A 20,119-nucleotide genomic window follows, 5' to 3' on the forward strand; every position below is an offset into this window, starting at 1 on the left:
CGCCCACATGTCCCTTCATCTAATCAACAATGTCAAAGACCAACCCAGACAACAAAACCCGGACAACAATCAATCCCCGGTTCTCACCGGAAATCCAAGCCGTCCGTAGCTATCTGGCGACCAACACAACCCTTCAGGAAACACCCGAAGAACCGGAAAAACCGGCTGAACCGCGTCGGTGAAGCGGCATATATGGACGGGTGGCACAGGCGTCAACGGCCATTTTTCCACAGGGGTGCCATAGCTGGAATAATTTCATATTTAACAATGGATTAGATTGAAATTTTTCTGCCATTTTGCAGCGATTGCCGGTGATGGACGCATGCCGGAAGTGCGATAAATCCGCAGACTCGCCCCGTGTGAGTCGGATTCGCCACGCCAAATCGGATTGAAGCTGCGCAAGCGCGCGCTGGACGGCATCGGGCCGATGCAATAGTTCGTTGCAAACTCGGGAGCTTAGCCATTTCCAAGCCTTATCTTGCCGCCGCCCTGCTCATGGCGCTCTCTTGCCCAGCGGCAGCGATGGCCGACAGCATATCGCTAACGGCACCGCAGTTGTTCGAACTCGCCGACCGCGCCCGCGACAGCGGCGATTGTGCCACCGCCGAAACCGCCTATCGCGCCCTGGCGGACAATCCCGATATCGACCTGCGCAACGAAGCGCGGTTTCGCCTGGCGCTGATGCTGGCGGATCGCGAGCACAAGTTGAAGGACGCAGCCCTGATCCTGCGCCGCATCCTGGATGAGCGACCCAACGCCCAGCGCGTCCGCCTGGAACTGGCGCGGGTTCAGGCGATGATGGGCGACCTTGGCGCCGCGCGTCGGGAAATGCGCGCGGCCCAGGCCGGCGGCCTGCCGCCCGATGTGGAGCGCATGGTGCGGTTCTATGCCGCAGCACTCAAGGCGCGCAAACCCTTTGGTGGCAGCCTGGACGTGGCGCTGGCGCCCGACAGCAACATCAACCGCGCCACCCGGTCGAACACGCTGGGTACGGTGATCGGCGATTTCACGCTGGACCAGGATGCCAAGGCCAGATCAGGCCTGGGTTTGGCGCTGCGCGGGCAGACCTATTTTCGTACCCCGCTGCAAAAGAATGCCACCCTGCTGGTGCGGGCCAATGGATCGGGCGATCTTTACCGCGACGAACGCTTTGACGATATCCTGATCGGCATCCAGGCCGGCCCGGAATATACGCTGGGTGCCGACCGGTTGACGCTGGCCGCCGGGCCGACCTGGCGATGGTATGGCCTAAAGCCGTACAGCACGTCGGTGGGGGTGAGTGCCGATTTCCTCCATCCCATGGGCAAGACGATGCAGGGCCGCCTCGGCCTGGGCGTGACCCATACCGCCAACCGGCGCAATGCCTTGCAGACCGGCGATGTCTTTGCCCTGTCGGCCGGGCTCGATCGTGCGGTATCGGCCCGCCTGGGGGGCGGAGTGCAGGCCTTCGTCAACCGCACGAAGGCACGCGACGCGGGCTGGTCGGACGTGACCGGCGGTGGCGCGGTCTATGCGTTTCGCGAAATCGGCCGGACCACCGCCGTAATCAGCGCCAGCTACAGCCACCTCGAGGCCGATGCCCGGCTGTTCCTCTATCCGCGCCGCCGGATGGATGACCGCTTTTCCGTGGTGGCCAGCACGACCTGGCGTGCGCTGCAATGGCAGGGTCTGGCCCCGATCACGCGGTTGCGGTGGGAGCGCAACCGATCGACAGTGGGCATCTATGACTATCGCCGGGTCGCGGCCGAAGTGGGCATTACCGCCGCATTTTGAGCGTGCGCTCCCTGCGGATTCAGGCGTGGCCGGTATCGGCGGCAAGATGGGCGGGATCGATACCGGCGGCGCGCCAGGTGGCCGACCAGCGCTGTTCCCGCGGGGTATCGAACAGGATCGCGGGCGAGCCTTCGGCGGCATGCCAGCCGTGGTGGTGCATTTCTTCTTCCAACTGCCCCGGTCCCCAGCCGGCATAGCCCAGCGCCACCAGCCAGCGCGAGGGGCCACGCCCTTCGGCAATCGCGCGCAGCACGTCCATCGAGGCGGAGAGCGTGCACAGCGGATTGACCGTGACCGAGCCCTCGCCGCCCCAATCGGGGGTGTGCAGCACGAAGCCGCGCCCGGTTTCCATCGGGCCACCATGCAGCACCGGCACATCGGGCGCATGGCCCGGATCTATGCCTACATCTTCCAGCAGGCCGTGAAAGCGGATGCCGGCGCGTTCCTCGCCCAGGCCAATGCCGAGGGCGCCGTTGGCATCGTGCAGACACAGCGCGAGCACCGCGTGATCGAAGCGCGGATCCATCATGCCGGGCATGGCAAGCAGCAGGCGCCCGGCAAGATAGTGCGGGGCAAGATCGGCAGCGGCAGGTTCGGTCATGATGGCAGACTTTTTCAGGCGGCGGCCGATGCGGCAGCGGCGGCGGTGGCAGCGCGTTCGCTGGCGCCCCCCGGACCACGGTCTTCGGCCACGTCGATCAGGCGCTTTTCCAGGTTGCGCAGGCGGTTCTCGCTGGTCACCTTCTCACCCAGGATATCGGTGACATAGAACGTATCGACCGCGCGTTCGCCATATGTGGCGATGTGAGCGGAATGGACCACCAGCCGCGAATCGAACAGGGCATGCGCCAGGCGGCCGAGCAGCGCGGGCCGATCGCGTGCGCCCACTTCCACCACGGTGAAGCGGTTGGACGCCTTGTTGTCGAAGATCACGATCGGCTGCACGTCGAACGCTTCGGCCCGGGGGCGAGCGAGCGGCCGCGCGGCGAGCTGGGGCATGAGCTTGACCCGGTTGGACAGGGCATCGGCGATGCTGTTCTTGAGCCGTTCGATATGGCGCGCTTCGTTGAGCGGGCGGCCAAGCGGGTCCTGCACCAGGAAATTGTCCACGGCCAGGCCATTGCGGGTGGTGTGGATGCGCGCATCGATGATGTTGCCCCCCGCCAGGTGGATCGCGCCGGCCAGGCGATAGAACAGCCCGGCGTGGTCCGCGGCCAGCACGGTAACCAGCGTTGCCCCGCGCGCCGGATAATAATGCGCCTCTACCGACAGCGGCTCACCCAGGGCGGTGTCCATCTGCTGGAGATTGAGCGCGATGATGTCTTCGGGTTCGGCAATCCAGTAGGCATCGCTCAGCTGCCGGCCGACCGTGCCAATCAGCGCATCGCGTTCCTTGAGCAGTTCGCCCACCGCCTTCTTCTTGGCGGCGATGCGTTCGGGCCGGCCGTGCTGCTTGTGGCCGAGACGCAGCATTTCCTCGGTCTGGATGAACAGATCGCCGAGCAGCTGGCGCTTCCACGAATTCCAGATCCCTGGCCCGACCGCGCGGATATCGACGATGGTGAGGATCAACAGCAGGCGCAGCCGCTCCGCGCTTTGCACCTGCGCGGCGAAATCGGCGATCGTCTTGTAGTCGGCCAGATCGCGCTTGAACGCGGTGGCGCTCATCAACAGGTGCCAGCGCACCAGCCAGGATACCAGTTCGGTCTCTGCCGCCGACAGGCCCAGCCGCGGGCACAGCTTCCGCGCCACCTCGGCGCCCAGCACCGAGTGATCGCCGCGGCGGCCCTTGGCGATATCGTGCAGCAGCGTGGCAACATAGAGCACGCGGCGCGAGGCAACCTTCTGCACCACGTTGCTGGCCAGGGGATGCAGTTCGCGCTCCTCCCCCTTTTCGATGCGGGCGAGCAGTCCAATGGCGCGGATGGTATGCTCGTCCACCGTATAGTGGTGGTACATGTCGAACTGCATCTGCGCCACCACGCGCCCGAAATCGGGAATGAAGCGGCCGAATACGCCGGCCTCATTCAGCCAGCGCAGCACGGTTTCGGGATCATGCGGGCTGGTCAGCAATTCCAGGAACAAGGCATTGGCGCGCGGGTCCTTGCGCACCGCGCCATCGATTAGGCCAGCATCGCGCCGCGCCAGGCGCATCGCATCGGGATGGATTTCCAGCCCGTGCTTGTCGGCCACCACGAAGATCTCGAGCAGGCGCACCGGATCGACAGTAAAGAAATTGTCACCCGGGACCGACACCTTTTCCGCGACGATGGGAAAGCCCGAAACCTTGCGCTTGCGGCGCTGGCGCAGCGCGGCGAAGAAGCCGGGCTTGGTGCGGGCAAACTGTTCATCGAGCTGGGCCATGAACACGCCGGTGAGCGAGCCGACCTGCTTGGCCTGGAGAAAGAAGAACTGCATGAAGCGCTCGACCGAGCTTTTGCCCGGGCGATCGGCAAAGGCCATGCGCGCGGCCACTTCGCGTTGCAGGTCGAATGTCAGGCGGTCTTCGGCGCGGCGGGTGATCATGTGCAGGTGGCAGCGCACCGCCCAGAAGAAATTCTCGGCGCGGTGGAACGCGCGATATTCCGCCGCCGTGAGCAGGCCGACATCGACCAGTTCCGATGGATCGCGCACCTTGTGGACATATTTGCCGATCCAGTAGAGCGTGTGCAGGTCGCGCAGCCCGCCCTTGCCCTCTTTCACATTGGGTTCGACCACATAGCGGCTGTCGCCGAGCCGCTTGTGCCGCTCGTTGCGTTCGGCCAGTTTCTCGGCGACGAATTGGCGCTCGGTGCCGGCGGCGACCTCGGCCCAGAAGCGACGCGCCGCTTCTTCATAGACGTCGCGATCGCCCCAGACGTAACGCCCTTCGAGCAGCGCGGTGCGGATCGTCAGGTCGCTCTTGGCCATGCGCACCGTATCATCGAGCGAGCGGCTGGAATGACCGACCTTGAGGCCAAGGTCCCACAGGAAATAGAGCATCGCCTCGATCACCTGCTCGCACCACGCGGTGGGCTTGTTCGGGGTGACGAAGGCGATGTCGACATCGGAATGCGGCGCCATCTCGCCCCGGCCATAGCCACCCACGGCCAGCACGGCGATGCGCTCGCCCGTCGTGCGGTTGCTGGCGCGATAGACCTGGCCGATCACATAGTCGTGAATCACCCGCACCAGCTGGTCGACCAGGAAGGCCTGGCCCTGGGCGCATTCATAACCTGCCGAGGGCCTGCCGCGCAGGCGCCGGGCCAGTTCCTCGCGGCCATGGGCCAGCGCGGCGCGCAGATGCTCGACCACCACGGGCCGGGCGCGCGAGGGATCGCCATCGGCTTGCGCCACGGCCTGGGTCACCGCCTCGGCAAGGGTGCGACGGTCGATAATGGCGCGCTGGTGGGCGATGCGGGGCAAGGTCATGCCCCCTCATTAAACGAGGTGGCGTTAAGGGGAAACAGCGCAGGCATCCAAGTTTTCACGATAATCGCCGATTGGCCTCCCCCTTTCGGGCAGGATCGCGCGCGAACGACTGCGACCGGGCTGTAACGGCGCTGCCGCGCTTTTGGGATTTGCCAGCAGCTTGGCCCCTGTGCCAGAAGGCGCGCGAACCTGGGCAGGCTGGCAAGGCCTGGCCCACGGCCATCAGTTCACCGAATACGGAGCGTCGCGCTTGTCCCTTTTTCCGGCCCTTTCTGCCGCTGCGGCTGCCTCATCGCACATGCCGCTGCATTGGGAGCAACTGCATCTCTCGCCCATCGCCTGGGATTTCGGCTTTTTTGCGCTGCGCTGGTATTCGCTGGCCTACCTCGCCGGCATCCTGCTCGGCTATTGGCATCTCTCGCGCATGATCCGCCAGCCGGGGGCGCCGATGGCCCAGCGCCACGCCGATGACCTGTTCTTCTATGCCACGCTGGGCATCATCCTGGGCGGACGGCTGGGCTATGCCACGTTCTATGCTCCGGAACTGTGGACGCACCCCAGCGAACTGGTCAAGCTGTGGCAGGGCGGCATGAGCTTTCATGGCGGCCTGATCGGCACCGTGCTGGCGATCGCCTTTGTCTGCTGGCGCAACCAGCTGAGCTTTATCCGGGTGTGCGACTATATCGCCCCATGCGCGCCGATCGGGCTGTTCTTCGGCCGCTGCGCCAATTTCGTGAATGGCGAGCTATGGGGCCGCGTCACCACCGCCGATGTGCCCTGGGCCATGGTCTTTCCCGGCGCCGGTCCCAATCCGCGCCATCCCAGCCAGCTCTATGAAGCGCTGCTCGAAGGGGTGATCCTGGCCACCGTGCTGATCACGCTGTTCTGGAAAACCCGCGCGCGCTGGCGGCCGGGCCTGCTGATGGGCACGTTTGCCACCGGCTATGCGCTGTCGCGCTTCATCGTCGAATTCTATCGCGAACCCGATGCCCAGCTCGAAGACTTTGCCCTGCGCACCGGGCTGTCGATGGGCCAGTGGCTGACCCTGCCGATGCTGGCGATCGGCCTCACCCTGCTGGTTCGGGCCATGGCGCGCCCGCCGCTGGGAACCGTGGCGCCGCCCCCGGCCGATTGACCAGACCATGGCCACTGAAAGCCTGCGCGATGTCTTTGCCAGGCTGATCCGGGCGACCGGCCCGATCAGCGTGGCGCACTTTATGGCAGAATCCAACGCGCGCTATTACAGCACGCGCGATCCGCTGGGCACGGCCGGCGATTTCATCACCGCCCCGGAAGTGAGCCAGATGTTTGGCGAAATGATCGGGCTATGGCTGGCCGACATCTGGATTCGCGCCGGGAAGCCGCAGCCGGTCGCCTATGTCGAGGCCGGGCCCGGCCGCGGCACCCTGGCACTCGATGCGCTGCGCGCTGCCGCGCGCCACGGCCTGGTGCCCGATGTGCACTTCGTCGAAACCAGCCCGGCGCTGCGCGGCATACAGCGACAGCGTTTCCCCGACGCCGCCTGGCACGATGATTTTTCCACGCTGCCGACCGATCGCCCGCTCATGGTGGTGGGCAACGAATTCCTCGATGCCCTGCCCGTGCGCCAGATCGTGCGCATGGCCGAAGGCTGGCGCGAGCGGATGATCGGCTGGGACGCGGCGGGCGAACGCCTGCTGCCAGTGGCCGGCACCCGCCCGATGGACGCGGCCGTTCCCGCCGATCGCGCCGATGCGCCCGAAGGCACGATCATCGAAACCTGCCCTGCGGCGGCGGCCGTCACGGCCGATATTGCCGCGCGGCTGGCCGCACAGGGCGGCGTGGCGCTGTGGATCGACTATGGCCATGCCGAGCCCCGCGATGGCAGCACGCTCCAGGCCGTGCGCGCCCACCACAAGGTCGATCCCTTTGCGCATCCCGGCGAAGCAGACCTTACCGCGCTGGTCGATTTTGCCGCGCTGGTGCCGGTGATCGCCGCGGCTGGCGCGCGCTGCGATGGTATTGTCACGCAGGGTGAATTCCTAAGATCGCTGGGGATCGAGGCACGCGCGGCTACCCTGGCTCGCCATGCACCCGACCATGGCCCCGCCCTGGCGCGTGCACTGGCCCGCCTGGTTGATCCGGCCGAAATGGGCAACCTGTTCAAGGCAATGGCATTTACTGCACCGCACTGGCCAACTAGCGCAGCATTCTAGCCAGTTTGTCGATTGCATTGCGGCAGCGCAAAATACGGCCCGTTGCTACACTAAAATGCTTGTTGGCAAAGCCGCAGTTCTGTGGCTATCACGCGTTATAACTGTTTGGGTCTGGCACGTGCATACCACGGCGGCCCGGCGCGCATGATACCCGGCGATGTTCGCCGCCGCGCGCAAGGAGGGGGAAATACCGTGCCCGGCCGTTTCCAGGCGGGGTGGCAGCAGGCAGGGATTATCAATGGCTGATGAGGCAATTGTGAACGCAAGCGGCACAGATTCGCCCGCCGTCCATGACGGTGCGGGCGCCGATGAAGGCGTGCGGCGGCGCGATTTCATCAATATCGCAGCGGTGAGTTTTGCAGGTGTTGGCGGACTGGCGGTGCTCGTGCCGCTGGTTTCGCAAATGGCACCTTCGGCTGACGTGCTGGCGGAAAGTTCGACCGAGATCGATATCTCGCAGATCGCGCCCGGCCAGGCCATCAAGGCCGTGTTCCGCAAGCAACCGGTCTTCGTGCGCAACCTGACCCCGGTGGAAATCAGCGAGGCCGACAAGGTGCCGCTTTCCAGCCTGCGTGATCCGCAGACCCTGGAAGAGCGGACCAAGCCGGGCAAGACCAACTGGCTGATCACCATGGGCGTCTGCACCCACCTGGGCTGCGTGCCGCTGGGCGCGGGCGAAGGCGAGGTGAAGGGCGAATTCGGCGGCTATTTCTGCCCGTGCCACGGCTCGGTCTATGATACCGCCGCGCGCATCCGCAAGGGCCCGGCACCCAAGAACCTGGAAGTGCCGGTTTATGAATTCACGTCCGACACTGTCGTGAAGATCGGCTGAGGATAGACACGATGAGCTTTCCCTGGGCGAAACATTACAAGCCAAGCCACCCGCTGATGCAGTGGCTGGACGAAAAGCTGCCACTGCCGCGCTTCGTCTATAATGCTGTCGGCGCCGGCTATCCGGTGCCGCGCAATCTGAACTACATGTGGAACTTCGGCGTGCTCGCCGGGGTGTGCCTCATGCTCCAGATCGTGACCGGCGTGGTCCTGGCGATGCACTATGCCGCCAATTCCGGCGTGGCATTCGACAGTGTCGAGCACATCATGCGCGACGTGAACTGGGGCTGGATGCTGCGCTATGCGCATGCCAACGGCGCCTCGGCGTTCTTCGTGGTGGTCTATATCCATATCTTCCGCGGGTTCTTCTACTCCTCGTACAAGCCCCCGCGCGAAATGATCTGGCTTCTGGGCGTCACCATCTTCCTGCTGATGATGGCCACGGCCTTCATGGGCTATGTGCTTCCCTGGGGCCAGATGAGCTTCTGGGGCGCCAAGGTCATCACCGGCCTGTTCTCGGCCATCCCGGTGGTCGGCACGCCGCTGCAGCAGTGGCTGCTGGGTGGCTTCGCGCCGGATAACGCCGCGCTCAACCGCTTCTTCAGCCTGCACTTCCTGCTGCCCTTCGTGATCCTGGGCGTGGTGATCCTGCACATCTGGGCGCTGCACATTCCCGGTTCGTCCAACCCCACCGGCGTGGAAGTGAAGACCGAATCCGACACCGTGCCGTTCCACCCCTATTACACCGCCAAGGATGGCTTCGGGCTGGGGGTCTTCGCGATCCTCTACTGCACCATGCTGTTCTTCCTGCCGAACGCGCTGGGCCACCCGGACAACTACATCCAGGCCAACCCGCTTTCGACGCCGGCGCACATCGTGCCCGAATGGTACTTCTGGCCGTTCTACGCGATCCTGCGCGCCTTCACTGCCGATTTCCTGTTCATCCCGGCCAAGCTGATGGGCGTGCTGGCGATGTTCTCGGCAATCCTGGTGTGGTTCTTCCTGCCCTGGCTGGATACCTCGCCGGTGCGTTCGGGCCACTATCGCCCGCTGTTCCGCAAGTTCTTCTACCTGCTCGTGATCGACGTGCTGGTGCTGGGCTTCTGCGGCGGCTCGCCGGCCGAAACCAAGTATGTGCTGATCTCGCAGATCGCCGCCACGTACTATTTCCTCCACTTCCTGGTGATCCTGCCGATCGTCGCCTCGATCGAGAAGCCGGCCCCGCTGCCCTTCTCCATCACGCAAGCGGTGCTGGGCAAGGATGACCAGACCGCCCCGGCCGCCTGAGCCAGCGCGAACCGCACAAAGAGAGAGAACCCCATGGTCCGTCTTTTTGGTCCTCTTGTCGGCCTCTTCTTCGCCGTGGCGCTGCTCTGGTCGTTCGGAGTGGGCGCGATCCAGGCGATCCGCGAGCCCGAACCCGCCACGGCGGTGCAGGTCTATCACCTCGCCCCGCACGAGCCTGAACCCGGCTTCTCGTTCAACGGCGCCTTCGGCAAGTTTGACCGGGCCCAGCTGCAGCGCGGCTTCCAGGTTTACAAGGAAGTCTGCTCCAACTGCCACTCGCTCCACTTCGTGGCGTTCCGCGATCTGGCCGCGCTCGGCTATTCCGAAGCGGAAGTGAAGGCGATCGCCAAGGATTGGTCGAACAAGGCCAAGGTCGTCGATCCCAAGACCGGTGATGAAACCCAGCGCGACAACGTGCCGGCCGATCACTTCCCCAAGGTCTATTACGCCGGCACCGGCAACCCGCCAGACCTGTCGCTAGTCACCAAGGCCCGCCATGAAGGCCCGGAATACGTCTATTCGCTGCTGACCGGTTACCAGGATCAGCCGGCCGAACTGCTCAAGCGGTTCCCCGACAGCAAGACGCCCGATGGCCTCTACTACAACCCCTACTTCGCCAACCTGAACATCGCCATGCCCGCGCCGCTGGCCGACGACCAGGTGACCTATGGCGACGGGACCAAGGCCACCAAGCAGCAGATGGCTGCCGACGTTGCCGCGTTCCTGACCTGGACCGCCGAACCCAAGATGGAAAAGCGCAAGCAGACCGGCTGGGCCGTGCTCGGCTTCCTCCTCGCCGCCACCGTGCTGGCCTATCTGGCCAAGCGCAATATCTGGGCCCGGGTCCACTAAAGCCGGGCGACAGCGCCAAAACGAAAAGGCCACCGGAAACGGTGGCCTTTTTCATGGGTTGTCGGCACTGGCGGCCACTTTTCCCGATTGCCTTGGACATTGCTTCATGACCTGCGACCTCAAATCCCTGATCCGCACCGTGCCCGATTTTCCCGTGCCGGGCGTGCTGTTTCGCGATGTGACTACGCTGATCAGCCATCCCACCGGCTTTGCCGCCGCGATCGACCACCTTGCCACCCGGGCACAGGCCAGCGGCGCAACCCTGATCGCCGGGATGGAGGCGCGCGGCTTCATCTTTGGCGCCGCTGCGGCTGCGCGCGCGCAGCTGGGCTTTCTGCCGGTGCGCAAGCCGGGCAAATTGCCGGTGCCGACGCTCAGCGTCGACTATGACCTGGAATATGGCACCGACAGGCTGGAAATCGATCCCACCGCCATCGCGCCAGGACAGCGCGTGGCGATCGTCGATGATCTCATCGCCACCGGTGGCACGGCGCTGGCCGCGGCACAACTTCTGCGCGAGGCAGGCGCCGTAGTGACCCATGCGTTCTTCGTGATCGACCTGCCCGACTTGGCCGGGGCGCAGCGCCTGCGCAACGCGGGCCTGGTGGTAGACGCCCTGATGGACTTCCCCGGGCACTGACGGCAGCACCGCCACAACCCACCCGCCCTTTGCGACGCCGCGCAGGGAGGGCGGGTCAGCCGCTCCGTCAATCCACCAGCATCAGCGCGTCGAGCGCAACCACGCCTTCGCCCTGCGGGTGCAGGATCACCGGGTTGAGATCGATTTCGCGGATCGACGGCTCGGCCCGCAACACCTGGCCCACCTTGACGATCAGCGCGGCCAGGGCCGGCACATCAAGCGCCGGAGAGCCACGATAGCCCGCCAGCAGCGCCGCGCTCTTGAGCTGCATGAGTTCGGCCTCGACCGCTTCCTGGGTCAGGTCGGCCGTCAGCAGGCGCACGTCCTGAAGGATTTCAGCGGTCACCCCGCCAAACCCGGCCAGCACCACCGGTCCCCATTCGGGGTCGTTCTTGGCCCCCACGATCATTTCCACGCCGCGCTTGCCCATCGCTTCGATCAGCACGCCATCGAGCGTGATGGCCGCATCATAGGCCGCGACATTGGCAAACATGCGCGTCCACGCGGCGCGCACGGCATCGCCATCGGCCAGGTTCAGGATCACCCCGCCCGCGTCGCTCTTGTGGCCCAGCGCCGCCGCCTGCGCCTTCATCGCCACGGGATAGCCCACCGCGTCCGCTGCGGCCACAGCATCATCGGGCGTCGCGGCAAACTGCCCCTTGGGAAAGGCCACGCCGGCAGGGCCGAGCAGCTGCTTGGCCTTGTATTCGGGAACGACACCCGAAACATCGGCAAGGCCCGCTACCGGCAGCGCCGGCGCATCGGTGGCCGTCAGATCGCGGGCAGACCAGTGCGTCAGGCGGGTGATGGCGCGCAAGGCGCGCTCGGTGGTGGGGAACCACGGCACCCCGGCCGCCCGCAGCGCGGCAACGCGCTCGGCAGGAACCTGCGCGCCTTCGTCCAGCCCGGCAAAGATCAGCGGCTTGCTCAGGGTCTTGCCTTCGACCGCCGCAAGAATGGCGGGGAACTTGATCGCACAGGTAATCGCCTCGGCCTGGATGATCCCGGCCAGAACCGTACCGACGCGGTCGTCGGCCAGCAGGGCGTCGAGCGTGCGGGTATAGATCGCCGGCTCCGAAAGGCCCTGCGCGGTGATGTCGAGCGGGTTCGACACCGGCACGAACGGCGGCAACGCGGCGCGCAGTTCCGGCGAATCCTCATCATGCAGCGCGGCCAGTTCCAGGCCGAGTTCTTCCGCCAGGTCGAGCGTCAGCGCCTTGAATGCGCCGGATTCGCCCAGCACGGCCGCCTTGCCCGAAGGCGCGATCGGGCACAGCGCCGCGATCTCGGCAATATCGCCCAGTTCTTCCAGGGTTTCGGCAAAAATCACGCCGGCGCGCGCGACCATCGCGCGCATCAGCTTGTAATCGCCGGCCATCGCCCCGGTGTGCGTGGCCGCCGATTCGCGCGCCGCGCTGGATTTGCCGGGATGCAGCAGCACCACCGGCTTGCCCGCCGCCCGCGCGCGACGCGCCGCGGCCAGAAAGCGCTGCGGCTTGCGGAACTGCTCGACGATCATGGCAATGGCGTGGGTGTCGGGATCGTCGACCAGCCAATCGACATAGTCCTCCACGCCGCTCGCTGCCTCGTTCCCGGTCGACACCGAATAGGAAACCCCGCATTCCCGCGCCAGCAGCATGGTGCCCAGCACCGCCGCCATCGCGCCCGATTGCGAAACGATGCCCACCGCGCGCCGGCCGGCCGGCGGCACGGCATCGGTTTCCACAAACGTGAGCGGAATGCGGTCGACATAGTTGACCAGGCCCAGGCAATTGGGGCCTTCCACCACCATGCCCGCCTCAGCCGCCAGCCGGGCAATCTCGCGCTGCTCGGCCAGGCCCTCTTCCCCGCCTTCGGCAAAGCCGGCCGAAAAGATCACCACGCCGCCCGCCTTGCGCGCCGCCAGGCTGCGCACGGCATCGAGCACGCCAACGCGCGGAATGGCCAGCACTGCCACGTCCACCCCTTCGGGCAGGGCATCGACGCTGGCATAGCAGGGCCGCCCGCCGATTTCGCTGCGCTTGGGATTTACCGGATAGATCGCCCCGGCATAGCCATTGCGATCCAGGTTGCTGAGCAAAGTAGCCCCCAGCGCGCCGGGCTTGTCCGACGCGCCGACCACGGCCACCGATTGCGGGCGCAGGAAACGGGCGATCGCCTGATGCGAGAGAACGGGTTCAACAGCCATGACATCCTCCGAATTTCGCTATGACTTATAACAATCAGCGAAACGCGGCAAGCGGCGAGTGCGCGACTGGCCCAAAGGCCATCCACCGCAAACGCCGGAATGATTGGTAAGCCCGGGGTTGACGAAACCCGACTGCCCATGGCAAGCGCAAAGCCTGGATGCGGGCGGGTATAGCTTAGTGGTAAAGCCCTAGCCTTCCAAGCTAGTTATGCGGGTTCGATTCCCGCTACCCGCTCCAGAGCCTCCTCTCAGGAGGTCCCAAGACGCCCCGTAAGCGGCTGTTTTTTACAGCTTTTTTTGGTATAATGTCCCGGCAGTTCCGGCGATGTTTCACCCAATATCAGAACAAAATGGGCACATTGATGGACCTGCAGCCAACCGAGCTGAAGGGAGGTCCATCAAATGGGCGAAAGGAAATCAGGGCTGACGGCATCATCGGTCGCGCGCGCCAAGCCGAAGGACAAGGCATACAAGCTGTCCGACCGCGACGGTCTGTACCTTCTGGTGAAGCCGACCGGCGCACGGTACTGGCGGATGAACTACCGCTTCCACAACCTGCAGCGGACGGTGACCTTCGGGCGCTATCCGGAATTGCTGCTGGCCGATGCCCGGCAGCGACTCCTCAACGCGCGACGCCTGCTGGCAGATGGTATCGACCCGATCGATCAGGCCAAGCTCAACAAGATCCAGGAATCCATCTCGTTCGCCAACACCTTCAAGACGGTCTCGGATGAATGGCTGGAGAAGGTCCAACTTGAGGAGAAGGCCCCAGCGTCGATCAAGAAATATCAGTGGCAGCTGGGGCTCGTCATGCCGGCGATCGGCAATCGCCCCATCGCCAAGCTCACCGCGCACGAGGTGCTGCTTGCGCTGAAGAAAATCGAGCGCACCAGGAAATTCTACACCGCCACCAGCGTTCGCGCGACATGCAGCCAGGTGTTCCGCTACGCCATCGCCACCGCGCGCGCCGAGCGCGATGTTTGCGCGGACCTGCGTGGCGCCCTGGTCACGCCCAAAGTCGTGCACCGCGCCGCGATCACCACACCAAAGGAAGCCGGTGCCCTCCTTCGGTCGATCGAGGATTACGAGGGCGACCACCAGACCCGAGTCGCCATGCGTCTCCTCCCCCACGTCTTTGTGCGGCCCGGTGAACTGCGCCATGCTGAATGGAAGGAGTTCGACTTCGAGCGCAAAGTCTGGATCATCCCGGAACACAAGGCAAAGATGCGCCGGCCCCACGCCATACCGCTATCGAGGCAAGCCTTGGCCATCATCGGCGATATCGCGCACGATCCGACCTACAGTATCTACCTGTTTCCCTCACTCCGCTCGGCCACGCGCCCGATGTCTGACAACACCATCAATGCCGCGCTACGCCGCATGGGTTACGGCAAGGACGAAATGACCGCCCACGGCTTCCGGGCCATGGCCGCAACCTTGCTCAACGAAATGGGCATCTGGAATGCTGACGCCATCGAGCGCCAGCTCGCCCACGTCGAAGCCAATGCCGTGCGACGCGCCTACACGCGCGGGCAATACTGGGACGAGCGTGTGCGCATGATGCAGCACTGGTCGGACTATCTTGATAGCTTGCGCGACGGCGCCAAGGTGCTGCGGCCGAATTTCGGGCAAACAGCGCTCGACTGATAGCGATCACTCTCCCCACGATGGAATCCCACCAGCGGCCGCCGTTATCTAGAGACTGTTATGAACCTGTCATCAAAGAGATGGCCTGTTTGCTCATGATTGTTGCGAAGGCGACAAGATGGAGGCCCGCCAGTGTCTGGGCATAGCGCTCGTAATCCTTGACGAGCCTGCGGAAGCGCGTGGCCCATGCGAAGGATCGCTCGACAACCCATCGGCGCGGCAGCAGAACGAAGCCACGTTTGGCTTCGGGCAGTTTGACGACCTTGAGATCGATGCCGTGCCGTGCAGCCGCCTGGGCGGTGAATTGACCGGTGTACCCCTGATCGACCCAGGCTATTTCCACGCTGTCGTCGGTGACCGCCTGGATGGTTCTGGCCATGGTTTCGACCTCACCGCGATCCTGAGCGCTGGCAGATGTGACATGCAAGGCCAGCAGGTTGCCCAGCGTATCGACCGCGATATGCACCTTGGAGCCTTTCTTGCGTTTGGCTCCATCATAACCACCGCGCTCGCCGCTTTCGGGTGTCGAACGCAAGGTTCTGCTGTCAATGATCGCGGCGCTTGGTTCGGCTTTGCGGCCGGATGCCAGACGCAGCACCACGCGAAGATCGTCTATCAGCGCCTCAAAGCATCCCGCCGCCAGCCAGCGCTGCGTCTGCTGGTAAACTGCCGGCCACGGCGGCAGGTCGTTGGGCATCCATCGCCAAGGCGCGCCAGTCTTCACAATGTAGCGCAAGCCGTTGAAAGCCTCGCGCAGGCTGTGTTCGCGCTGCCCGGCATCCTCGGGCAAAAGCGTCAGATAGGGCGCAAGCAACGACCATTCTTCATCGCAGACGTCTGACGGATAGGGCTTGCGGCGTTGCTCCATACAAGCCTTTGAATCCATTCAGACCCGCAAGTCCATAACAGCCTCTAGAACCAGCTATCCAACTACTTGTTTGCCGGCCCCCGGAAGTTGCTCGTCATTTAGCCACCGACCACCGCCGCGAACTTCCGGGCGCGCTCCGGGATCTCGATGCCTTCAACCGATATCATGGCGCCCTCCCAGACGGTCACTGGGACTACGCCGGCGGCAGGCGCAGCGCTGCCCTTCGCGGACTGTTCGTCCTTTTATTCAAGTGGTATACGGCTTGTCAGCTTGAACCAGCGATCTTATCGAGGCGCAATCGACGGAACCTGTCGCGCACGGACTGTCCCAGGCCGCTAGTCTCTTCCAATTGTTTCGCGGCGTTGTTATGTTCTACCCTCAAGAGATGGAGCATCATTGGACGGGGTGAGGGCGCGTTGGCTGACTACAGGAACCAGCACTTCGTGCCGAAGGCGCACTTCAAGCCGTTCTCGGTCGAGGGCGGCGGACACGCGGTGAACATGTATCTGACCGCGCAGGATCGAGCGGTGTTCGGCGCACCGGTCAAGGGCCAGTGTTCTCGCCCATATCTTTACGGGAAGGATGGGCAGCTCGAGCGGTTACTAAGCCAGATCGAAGGTCGCTACAGCGGGGTGATCGGACGTCTCGCTGCAGACCACAGTGGCCTCGACGACACTGACCGCTGGCTTCTACGCTATTTTACCCTGCTGCAGTCCCACCGCACGGCCGAACAGATTGAGCGCGGGTTCGCACGCATGTGGGAGATGGCGAGCTTCTTTCGCATGGCGGAGGAGCGGCACGGCAACGAGTGGGACGCACGCCAGGACCCCACACGCGAGCGCGTCATGGTTGAGCTCATGCTGTCATTCAGTGAGCAGATGCAGGAGCGGGTGCTGGACGACCTCAAAGTGGCGATCGTTAGAAATCGTTCCAACCGGGACTTCGTGACGTCGGACGATCCGGCCGTGACAACGAATCGTTGGCTCCTCCAGCGACGCTCCATCAAGACGTTCGGATCGAACGCCGCCGGACTAGTCCTGCTCATGCCGCTCGGCCCCCGCTTCCTGGCCCTGATCTACGATCCCGCCGTCTATTCCGTCAGCGCGTCCTCGCCGGGCTGGGTCGACCTCGATCGTGCTTCAGATGTACAGGCGTTCAATGTGCATCAGTATATGCGAGCCATCTCGGCCATCTACTTCAGGCGTGAGGAAGACGCGCCGCTCGTTGCCGCCGAGTTCAAGGCAGCGAGGGAGCACAGACCCGATCGCTGGGACCGTTTTACAGTGGCCAAGAAGGCAGATGAAGGCGTGACCCACACGAGATACGACGTCGGAACCCCGGACGAGATTGCTGGCGAGGACGCCATCATGTTCCACTTGGCCCGGGAATGGCCCACACCTCCTCGTTGGCCCTCCATCTTGAAGTATCGACACGGTGCTCACGGCTTCACGAACGGGCGCACCATCGTTCGCCGAGCCAGGATCCATGACTTCGTCTCGGACAAGCCGATTACATATCGCCGGGTCGGATAAGAGAGGCCAGGTCGGCGGGGAATTGCCCGCTGGCAGACAGCTTTGACATAGCTACGCCTTTTCGCCTTTCTGCAATAATCGCGAGCGTATTTCCTGCGCGAACCAATGCGCCCGACTCGAGGCGGATAGCCGGCGGTCGTCGAACGAGGCCGGCATCCCGCATGTCGTCAGATCCCACAACACACACATGCTGGCGAGCATGTCGAGCACAGGCGCTACTAAAGGAACGGTCATTTCATCCCAGTGATCGCCGTGCGCCTCGAAGGTACGCAGATCGCGTGCGATCTTGATCACCATCTTCGCATCTTTCTTGGGCACCTCGGATACAATCGCCGCGGCCAGCATCTTGAGGCGCTGCGGCAGGCTTTGATGCTGGAGGAGCGACAAAATGCCTAGCAGCCGATCGCGCGGCACCGCCGGCGTCGCCTCCGTGCCGGCTTTTGCGGCGGCGTCGACGATCGCTGTCAAGTCCGCATCTGATAGGGTGGACGGGGCGCGCAACTCGCTCAGGCTCTCGATTGCGCTGCACAAATCGGCGACGAGTTTCGTAGAGGATTCCTTCCGCATACGTTCGAGAACACGATCGAGCCGAACGCGAAATAGACGGCGGCTATTATCGCGCTCAAGCCACTGACGCATCACGGTCGCGAATTTCTTGCGGTGCTTCCATTGACCATAGGGCACATCTCTCGGGCCGAAATCGAACATCTCGTTCCGATCCCGGGGGATCACGGTTTCCATGTTCGACAAGTAGATGTCACTGTGGCGGTCACCGCGCTTCGTTTTTCCACGACAGCTCAGGGTTGTGAAGGGAAGCGAGCGCATGGCGATCTGCTGAAAGAAGCGTCGCCATGCCCACGCGGCGTTAAGTGCCTCGTCGATCGAGACCTCATCGGCGAACCGGATCGTAGCGATTGCGACCGAGGATATGGTCAGCGATTTTCGGTGGTGGCTTTGGCTGTGCCCGAGGAATATCTCATAGGTGACATTGCCAACCCGTTCGCGCAGCACCCGTGGCAGCCTGTGAACAATGTAGACGCTTTCCGGCGAGAAATAGGCATAGTCGCGCGGATAAAGTCTTTCGACATCGCGAAGGGCGCGAACCTGCTTCAGCGTGTCGGGCGTCGCTTTGTAGAGCGACTGCCACTCAGCGATCTCATAGTAGAAAATGTCTTCGAGGCCGTCAGCCGTGAACTGGATTTCGCGCACCCGGCCACCGGGCAGCACGGTCTCGGCGTTGAACAGAACGATGTTGGGAAAGATCGTGAACTCCCATTCGCGCCGCTCGCCATGTGGCATGCCCGACTGCGATGTCAGCGCGTTGTGGAGTAAGATTTTGCTGCCGTTATTCGTTTCGAGGGTGAGGTCGAACCAGCCCGTGTCGAGGTCGCGTTCGTTGAGAAAATTGTCGGCGGTTAAAGTCACAACGGTGCAGCGGCCTGAGAGCGACAGGACCCCACTTCCCTTATTGTCGTCTGCGAGTAGACGGACGGGTTCGCGAGAATAGGCGGCTTCAAGTTCGCTTGCTGTGCGCATAGGCCTTCCTAGCCGCACTTAACAGCGGTGCGAAGAGAATCCGTGAACGCGCCATGGTAGTTTGATGTCAGCCGGCTTTGGGGGGAACCCGATCATCATTCGCCGGCCATCCTCGCCAAAGCGCAAGGCGATCAGTCGACCGGTGACCAGCGCCACTGGGCCAGCGCAGTGGCGAAACGCGCGCGCAGGGGATCGGCGAATGCGGGTTGGATATGCCCGGCGAAGCGGAGTAGCCCTGCGATATGATTGACCATGCCGGTTACCGAGGCAAAGCCGCGCACCGCGGCGTGCGGGGCGATTCCGAATCTCTCGATGCCGCGGACATGGTCCTCGAGACGGCCGCGCAGCTCGCGCGAGAGTCGCGGCGCCGAGCGATCAACCAGCAGGCCGAGTACGACCTTGCGCCCACCAGGTGGCACGATGGTGATCTTTCGCTCGTGCAGCCGGAACCGACGCGTCGCAAGCAGATCGCGCACTTCGCCGATGATCGCGGTCGCGCGGTCGCGGCTAAACCCGCTGGCCGGTCCGGAAAAGGTCAGATCGTCCGAATAGCGCGTGTAGATGAGCCCATGGCGGGTGGCGAGCTGGCTCAGGTGTTCGTCGAGGACGCGGAAGACGAGGTTGGAGAGCATCGGGCTAGTCGGCGCGCCCTGTGGCAGATAGCCGGTCAGCTCGCGGCGATAGATTTCGATGCCGCGACGGCTGTGATTTGCGACGCTGCGCTCAGCGCGCTTCCCACGCGGCGGCGCTACCCAAGGGCGGGTGCAGAGCCGCGCCAGCTCGAAAGAGACCAGACGCGCATAGCCGATCTCGCGAAACACGCGGTAGACCGACTTTTCAGGTATGCTTTCAAAGAAGTCGTGGATGTCGAGCTTGAGCAGCCAGCCGGCACCGGCGTGCCGCTGCGCGCAGGCGTAGATCGAGCTGCCGCGCGCATAAGCGAAGCTGGCGCGGTGCACGGGCCGGTCGCGCAAGATCTCGCGGACGATCCAGCGCTGGACCGCCATCAGCTCGGGCGAAGGCACCGCGATGCGCCGACCGCCGCCATCGCGCTTGCTGATATGGAAGTCGCGGTAGTGTGTGCCTTCCTTGCTGGCGATCACCGAGCGCAGGAATTTGTAGCTGACGTCCATACGCTGGGCGAGATGCATCAGCGTTAGAATCGCGGGGGCACCTCGGTGTTCGGGGTCTGCGGCCTGAGCGAGTGCGGCATCGAGCACCGGCTCGGCTCTGCCGCGCGCGCGACCATCGGCGCGATATTGGTGGGGCGAAGCGCTGATCATCCACTTTGACCCGTAAGGAGGCCATAGTGGAGCGGACGAGCCCAGACATCGTCGGAGCGGAAGTTCGCTTCACTAA

15 protein-coding genes and 1 tRNA gene are annotated in these 20,119 nt (G+C 64.0%); 10 read left to right on the forward strand and 6 right to left on the reverse strand.

Translation table 11 applies throughout. The annotated features are described in order from the left end of the window. Nucleotides 1-522 precede the first annotated feature (522 nt). The gene (locus ABIC78_RS00005; RefSeq protein WP_354487088.1) at nt 523-1,773 is read left to right on the forward strand and encodes a surface lipoprotein assembly modifier; all 1,251 of its coding nucleotides are present in this window, start codon (nt 523-525) and stop codon (nt 1,771-1,773) included. A 19-nt stretch (nt 1,774-1,792) separates the two neighbouring features. On the opposite strand, the gene ABIC78_RS00010 is transcribed toward ABIC78_RS00005, so the two are convergent. Beyond that, entirely contained in the window at nt 1,793-2,374 is a 582-nt protein-coding gene (locus ABIC78_RS00010; protein WP_062788697.1) for a YqgE/AlgH family protein, read from the reverse strand. A gap of 14 nt (nt 2,375-2,388) precedes the next feature. After that, nucleotides 2,389-5,184: a [protein-PII] uridylyltransferase gene (locus tag ABIC78_RS00015; protein ID WP_354487091.1), complete on the reverse strand. Its 2,796-nt coding sequence runs from the start codon at nt 5,182-5,184 to the stop codon at nt 2,389-2,391. Nucleotides 5,185-5,482: 298 nt separating this feature from the next. Here ABIC78_RS00015 and lgt point away from each other — a divergent pair, with 298 nt between their 5' ends. The 6 genes from lgt to ABIC78_RS00045 all read left to right on the forward strand — a co-directional run bounded on the left by lgt (nt 5,483) and on the right by ABIC78_RS00045 (nt 10,989). Next, a complete protein-coding gene (lgt, locus tag ABIC78_RS00020; RefSeq protein WP_354488094.1) occupies nt 5,483-6,319 on the forward strand; it encodes a prolipoprotein diacylglyceryl transferase in 837 nt (278 codons plus the stop codon). A 7-nt stretch (nt 6,320-6,326) separates the two neighbouring features. Beyond that, nucleotides 6,327-7,379, forward strand: coding sequence for a class I SAM-dependent methyltransferase (locus ABIC78_RS00025; RefSeq protein ID WP_354487093.1), 1,053 nt, complete (start codon nt 6,327-6,329; stop codon nt 7,377-7,379). A 238-nt stretch (nt 7,380-7,617) separates the two neighbouring features. Then, the gene (petA, locus tag ABIC78_RS00030) at nt 7,618-8,211 is read left to right on the forward strand and encodes a ubiquinol-cytochrome c reductase iron-sulfur subunit (protein WP_054132825.1); all 594 of its coding nucleotides are present in this window, start codon (nt 7,618-7,620) and stop codon (nt 8,209-8,211) included. 11 nt (nt 8,212-8,222) lie between these two features. Next, complete coding sequence (locus ABIC78_RS00035; RefSeq protein WP_022678057.1) at nt 8,223-9,497, forward strand: cytochrome b; 1,275 nt, start codon at nt 8,223-8,225, stop codon at nt 9,495-9,497. Between the two features lie 33 nt (nt 9,498-9,530). Next, complete coding sequence (locus tag ABIC78_RS00040) at nt 9,531-10,349, forward strand: cytochrome c1 (RefSeq protein ID WP_022678058.1); 819 nt, start codon at nt 9,531-9,533, stop codon at nt 10,347-10,349. A 106-nt stretch (nt 10,350-10,455) separates the two neighbouring features. Continuing rightward, nucleotides 10,456-10,989 carry an adenine phosphoribosyltransferase gene (locus ABIC78_RS00045; protein ID WP_168353322.1) on the forward strand — a complete coding sequence of 178 codons (534 nt, stop codon included), beginning with the start codon at nt 10,456-10,458 and terminating at the stop codon, nt 10,987-10,989. A gap of 67 nt (nt 10,990-11,056) precedes the next feature. Here the strand turns inward: ABIC78_RS00045 and ABIC78_RS00050 are convergent, their stop codons facing one another. Further along, nucleotides 11,057-13,177, reverse strand: a complete 2,121-nt coding sequence (locus ABIC78_RS00050; protein ID WP_354487098.1) for an acetate--CoA ligase family protein — start codon at nt 13,175-13,177, stop codon at nt 11,057-11,059. A 164-nt stretch (nt 13,178-13,341) separates the two neighbouring features. On the opposite strand from ABIC78_RS00050, the gene ABIC78_RS00055 reads away from it, so the two are divergent. Beyond that, a tRNA-Gly gene (locus ABIC78_RS00055) sits at nt 13,342-13,415 on the forward strand. Between the two features lie 164 nt (nt 13,416-13,579). After that, nucleotides 13,580-14,824 (forward strand): tyrosine-type recombinase/integrase, encoded by a 1,245-nt coding sequence (locus tag ABIC78_RS00060; RefSeq protein WP_354487100.1) that lies wholly within the window; start codon nt 13,580-13,582, stop codon nt 14,822-14,824. A gap of 58 nt (nt 14,825-14,882) precedes the next feature. On the opposite strand, the gene ABIC78_RS00065 is transcribed toward ABIC78_RS00060, so the two are convergent. Then, on the reverse strand, nt 14,883-15,692 hold the full coding sequence (locus ABIC78_RS00065; protein ID WP_354487102.1) for an IS5 family transposase: 810 nt from the start codon (nt 15,690-15,692) through the stop codon (nt 14,883-14,885). A gap of 443 nt (nt 15,693-16,135) precedes the next feature. On the opposite strand from ABIC78_RS00065, the gene ABIC78_RS00070 reads away from it, so the two are divergent. Next, nucleotides 16,136-17,224: a DUF4238 domain-containing protein gene (locus ABIC78_RS00070; protein WP_354487103.1), complete on the forward strand. Its 1,089-nt coding sequence runs from the start codon at nt 16,136-16,138 to the stop codon at nt 17,222-17,224. Between the two features lie 51 nt (nt 17,225-17,275). Here ABIC78_RS00070 and ABIC78_RS00075 read toward each other — a convergent pair whose 3' ends face one another. Together ABIC78_RS00075 and ABIC78_RS00080 are read right to left on the reverse strand one after the other, a co-directional pair. After that, nucleotides 17,276-18,760, reverse strand: coding sequence for an ApeA N-terminal domain 1-containing protein (locus tag ABIC78_RS00075; protein WP_354487105.1), 1,485 nt, complete (start codon nt 18,758-18,760; stop codon nt 17,276-17,278). 131 nt (nt 18,761-18,891) lie between these two features. Then, the gene (locus ABIC78_RS00080; protein ID WP_354487107.1) at nt 18,892-20,043 is read right to left on the reverse strand and encodes a reverse transcriptase family protein; all 1,152 of its coding nucleotides are present in this window, start codon (nt 20,041-20,043) and stop codon (nt 18,892-18,894) included. Nucleotides 20,044-20,119: the final 76 nt, after the last annotated feature.

This window comes from Novosphingobium sp. 1529 (genome assembly GCF_040544855.1).
Lineage (GTDB): Bacteria > Pseudomonadota > Alphaproteobacteria > Sphingomonadales > Sphingomonadaceae > Novosphingobium > Novosphingobium capsulatum.

Bases quoted from the DNA above. Each gene is read 5' to 3' on its own strand.
- ABIC78_RS00075 (WP_354487105.1), bottom strand. From the start codon at position 18,760: ATGCGCACAGCAAGCGAACTTGAAGCCGCCTATTCTCGCGAACCCGTC.
- ABIC78_RS00005 (WP_354487088.1), top strand. From the start codon at position 523: ATGGCCGACAGCATATCGCTAACGGCACCGCAGTTGTTCGAACTCGCC.
- ABIC78_RS00060 (WP_354487100.1), top strand. From the start codon at position 13,580: ATGGGCGAAAGGAAATCAGGGCTGACGGCATCATCGGTCGCGCGCGCC.
- ABIC78_RS00050 (WP_354487098.1), bottom strand. From the start codon at position 13,177: ATGGCTGTTGAACCCGTTCTCTCGCATCAGGCGATCGCCCGTTTCCTG.
- ABIC78_RS00035 (WP_022678057.1), top strand. From the start codon at position 8,223: ATGAGCTTTCCCTGGGCGAAACATTACAAGCCAAGCCACCCGCTGATG.
- ABIC78_RS00010 (WP_062788697.1), bottom strand. From the start codon at position 2,374: ATGACCGAACCTGCCGCTGCCGATCTTGCCCCGCACTATCTTGCCGGG.
- lgt (WP_354488094.1), top strand. From the start codon at position 5,483: ATGCCGCTGCATTGGGAGCAACTGCATCTCTCGCCCATCGCCTGGGAT.
- ABIC78_RS00025 (WP_354487093.1), top strand. From the start codon at position 6,327: ATGGCCACTGAAAGCCTGCGCGATGTCTTTGCCAGGCTGATCCGGGCG.
- ABIC78_RS00015 (WP_354487091.1), bottom strand. From the start codon at position 5,184: ATGACCTTGCCCCGCATCGCCCACCAGCGCGCCATTATCGACCGTCGC.
- ABIC78_RS00080 (WP_354487107.1), bottom strand. From the start codon at position 20,043: ATGATCAGCGCTTCGCCCCACCAATATCGCGCCGATGGTCGCGCGCGC.
- petA (WP_054132825.1), top strand. From the start codon at position 7,618: ATGGCTGATGAGGCAATTGTGAACGCAAGCGGCACAGATTCGCCCGCC.
- ABIC78_RS00040 (WP_022678058.1), top strand. From the start codon at position 9,531: ATGGTCCGTCTTTTTGGTCCTCTTGTCGGCCTCTTCTTCGCCGTGGCG.
- ABIC78_RS00065 (WP_354487102.1), bottom strand. From the start codon at position 15,692: ATGGAGCAACGCCGCAAGCCCTATCCGTCAGACGTCTGCGATGAAGAA.
- ABIC78_RS00045 (WP_168353322.1), top strand. From the start codon at position 10,456: ATGACCTGCGACCTCAAATCCCTGATCCGCACCGTGCCCGATTTTCCC.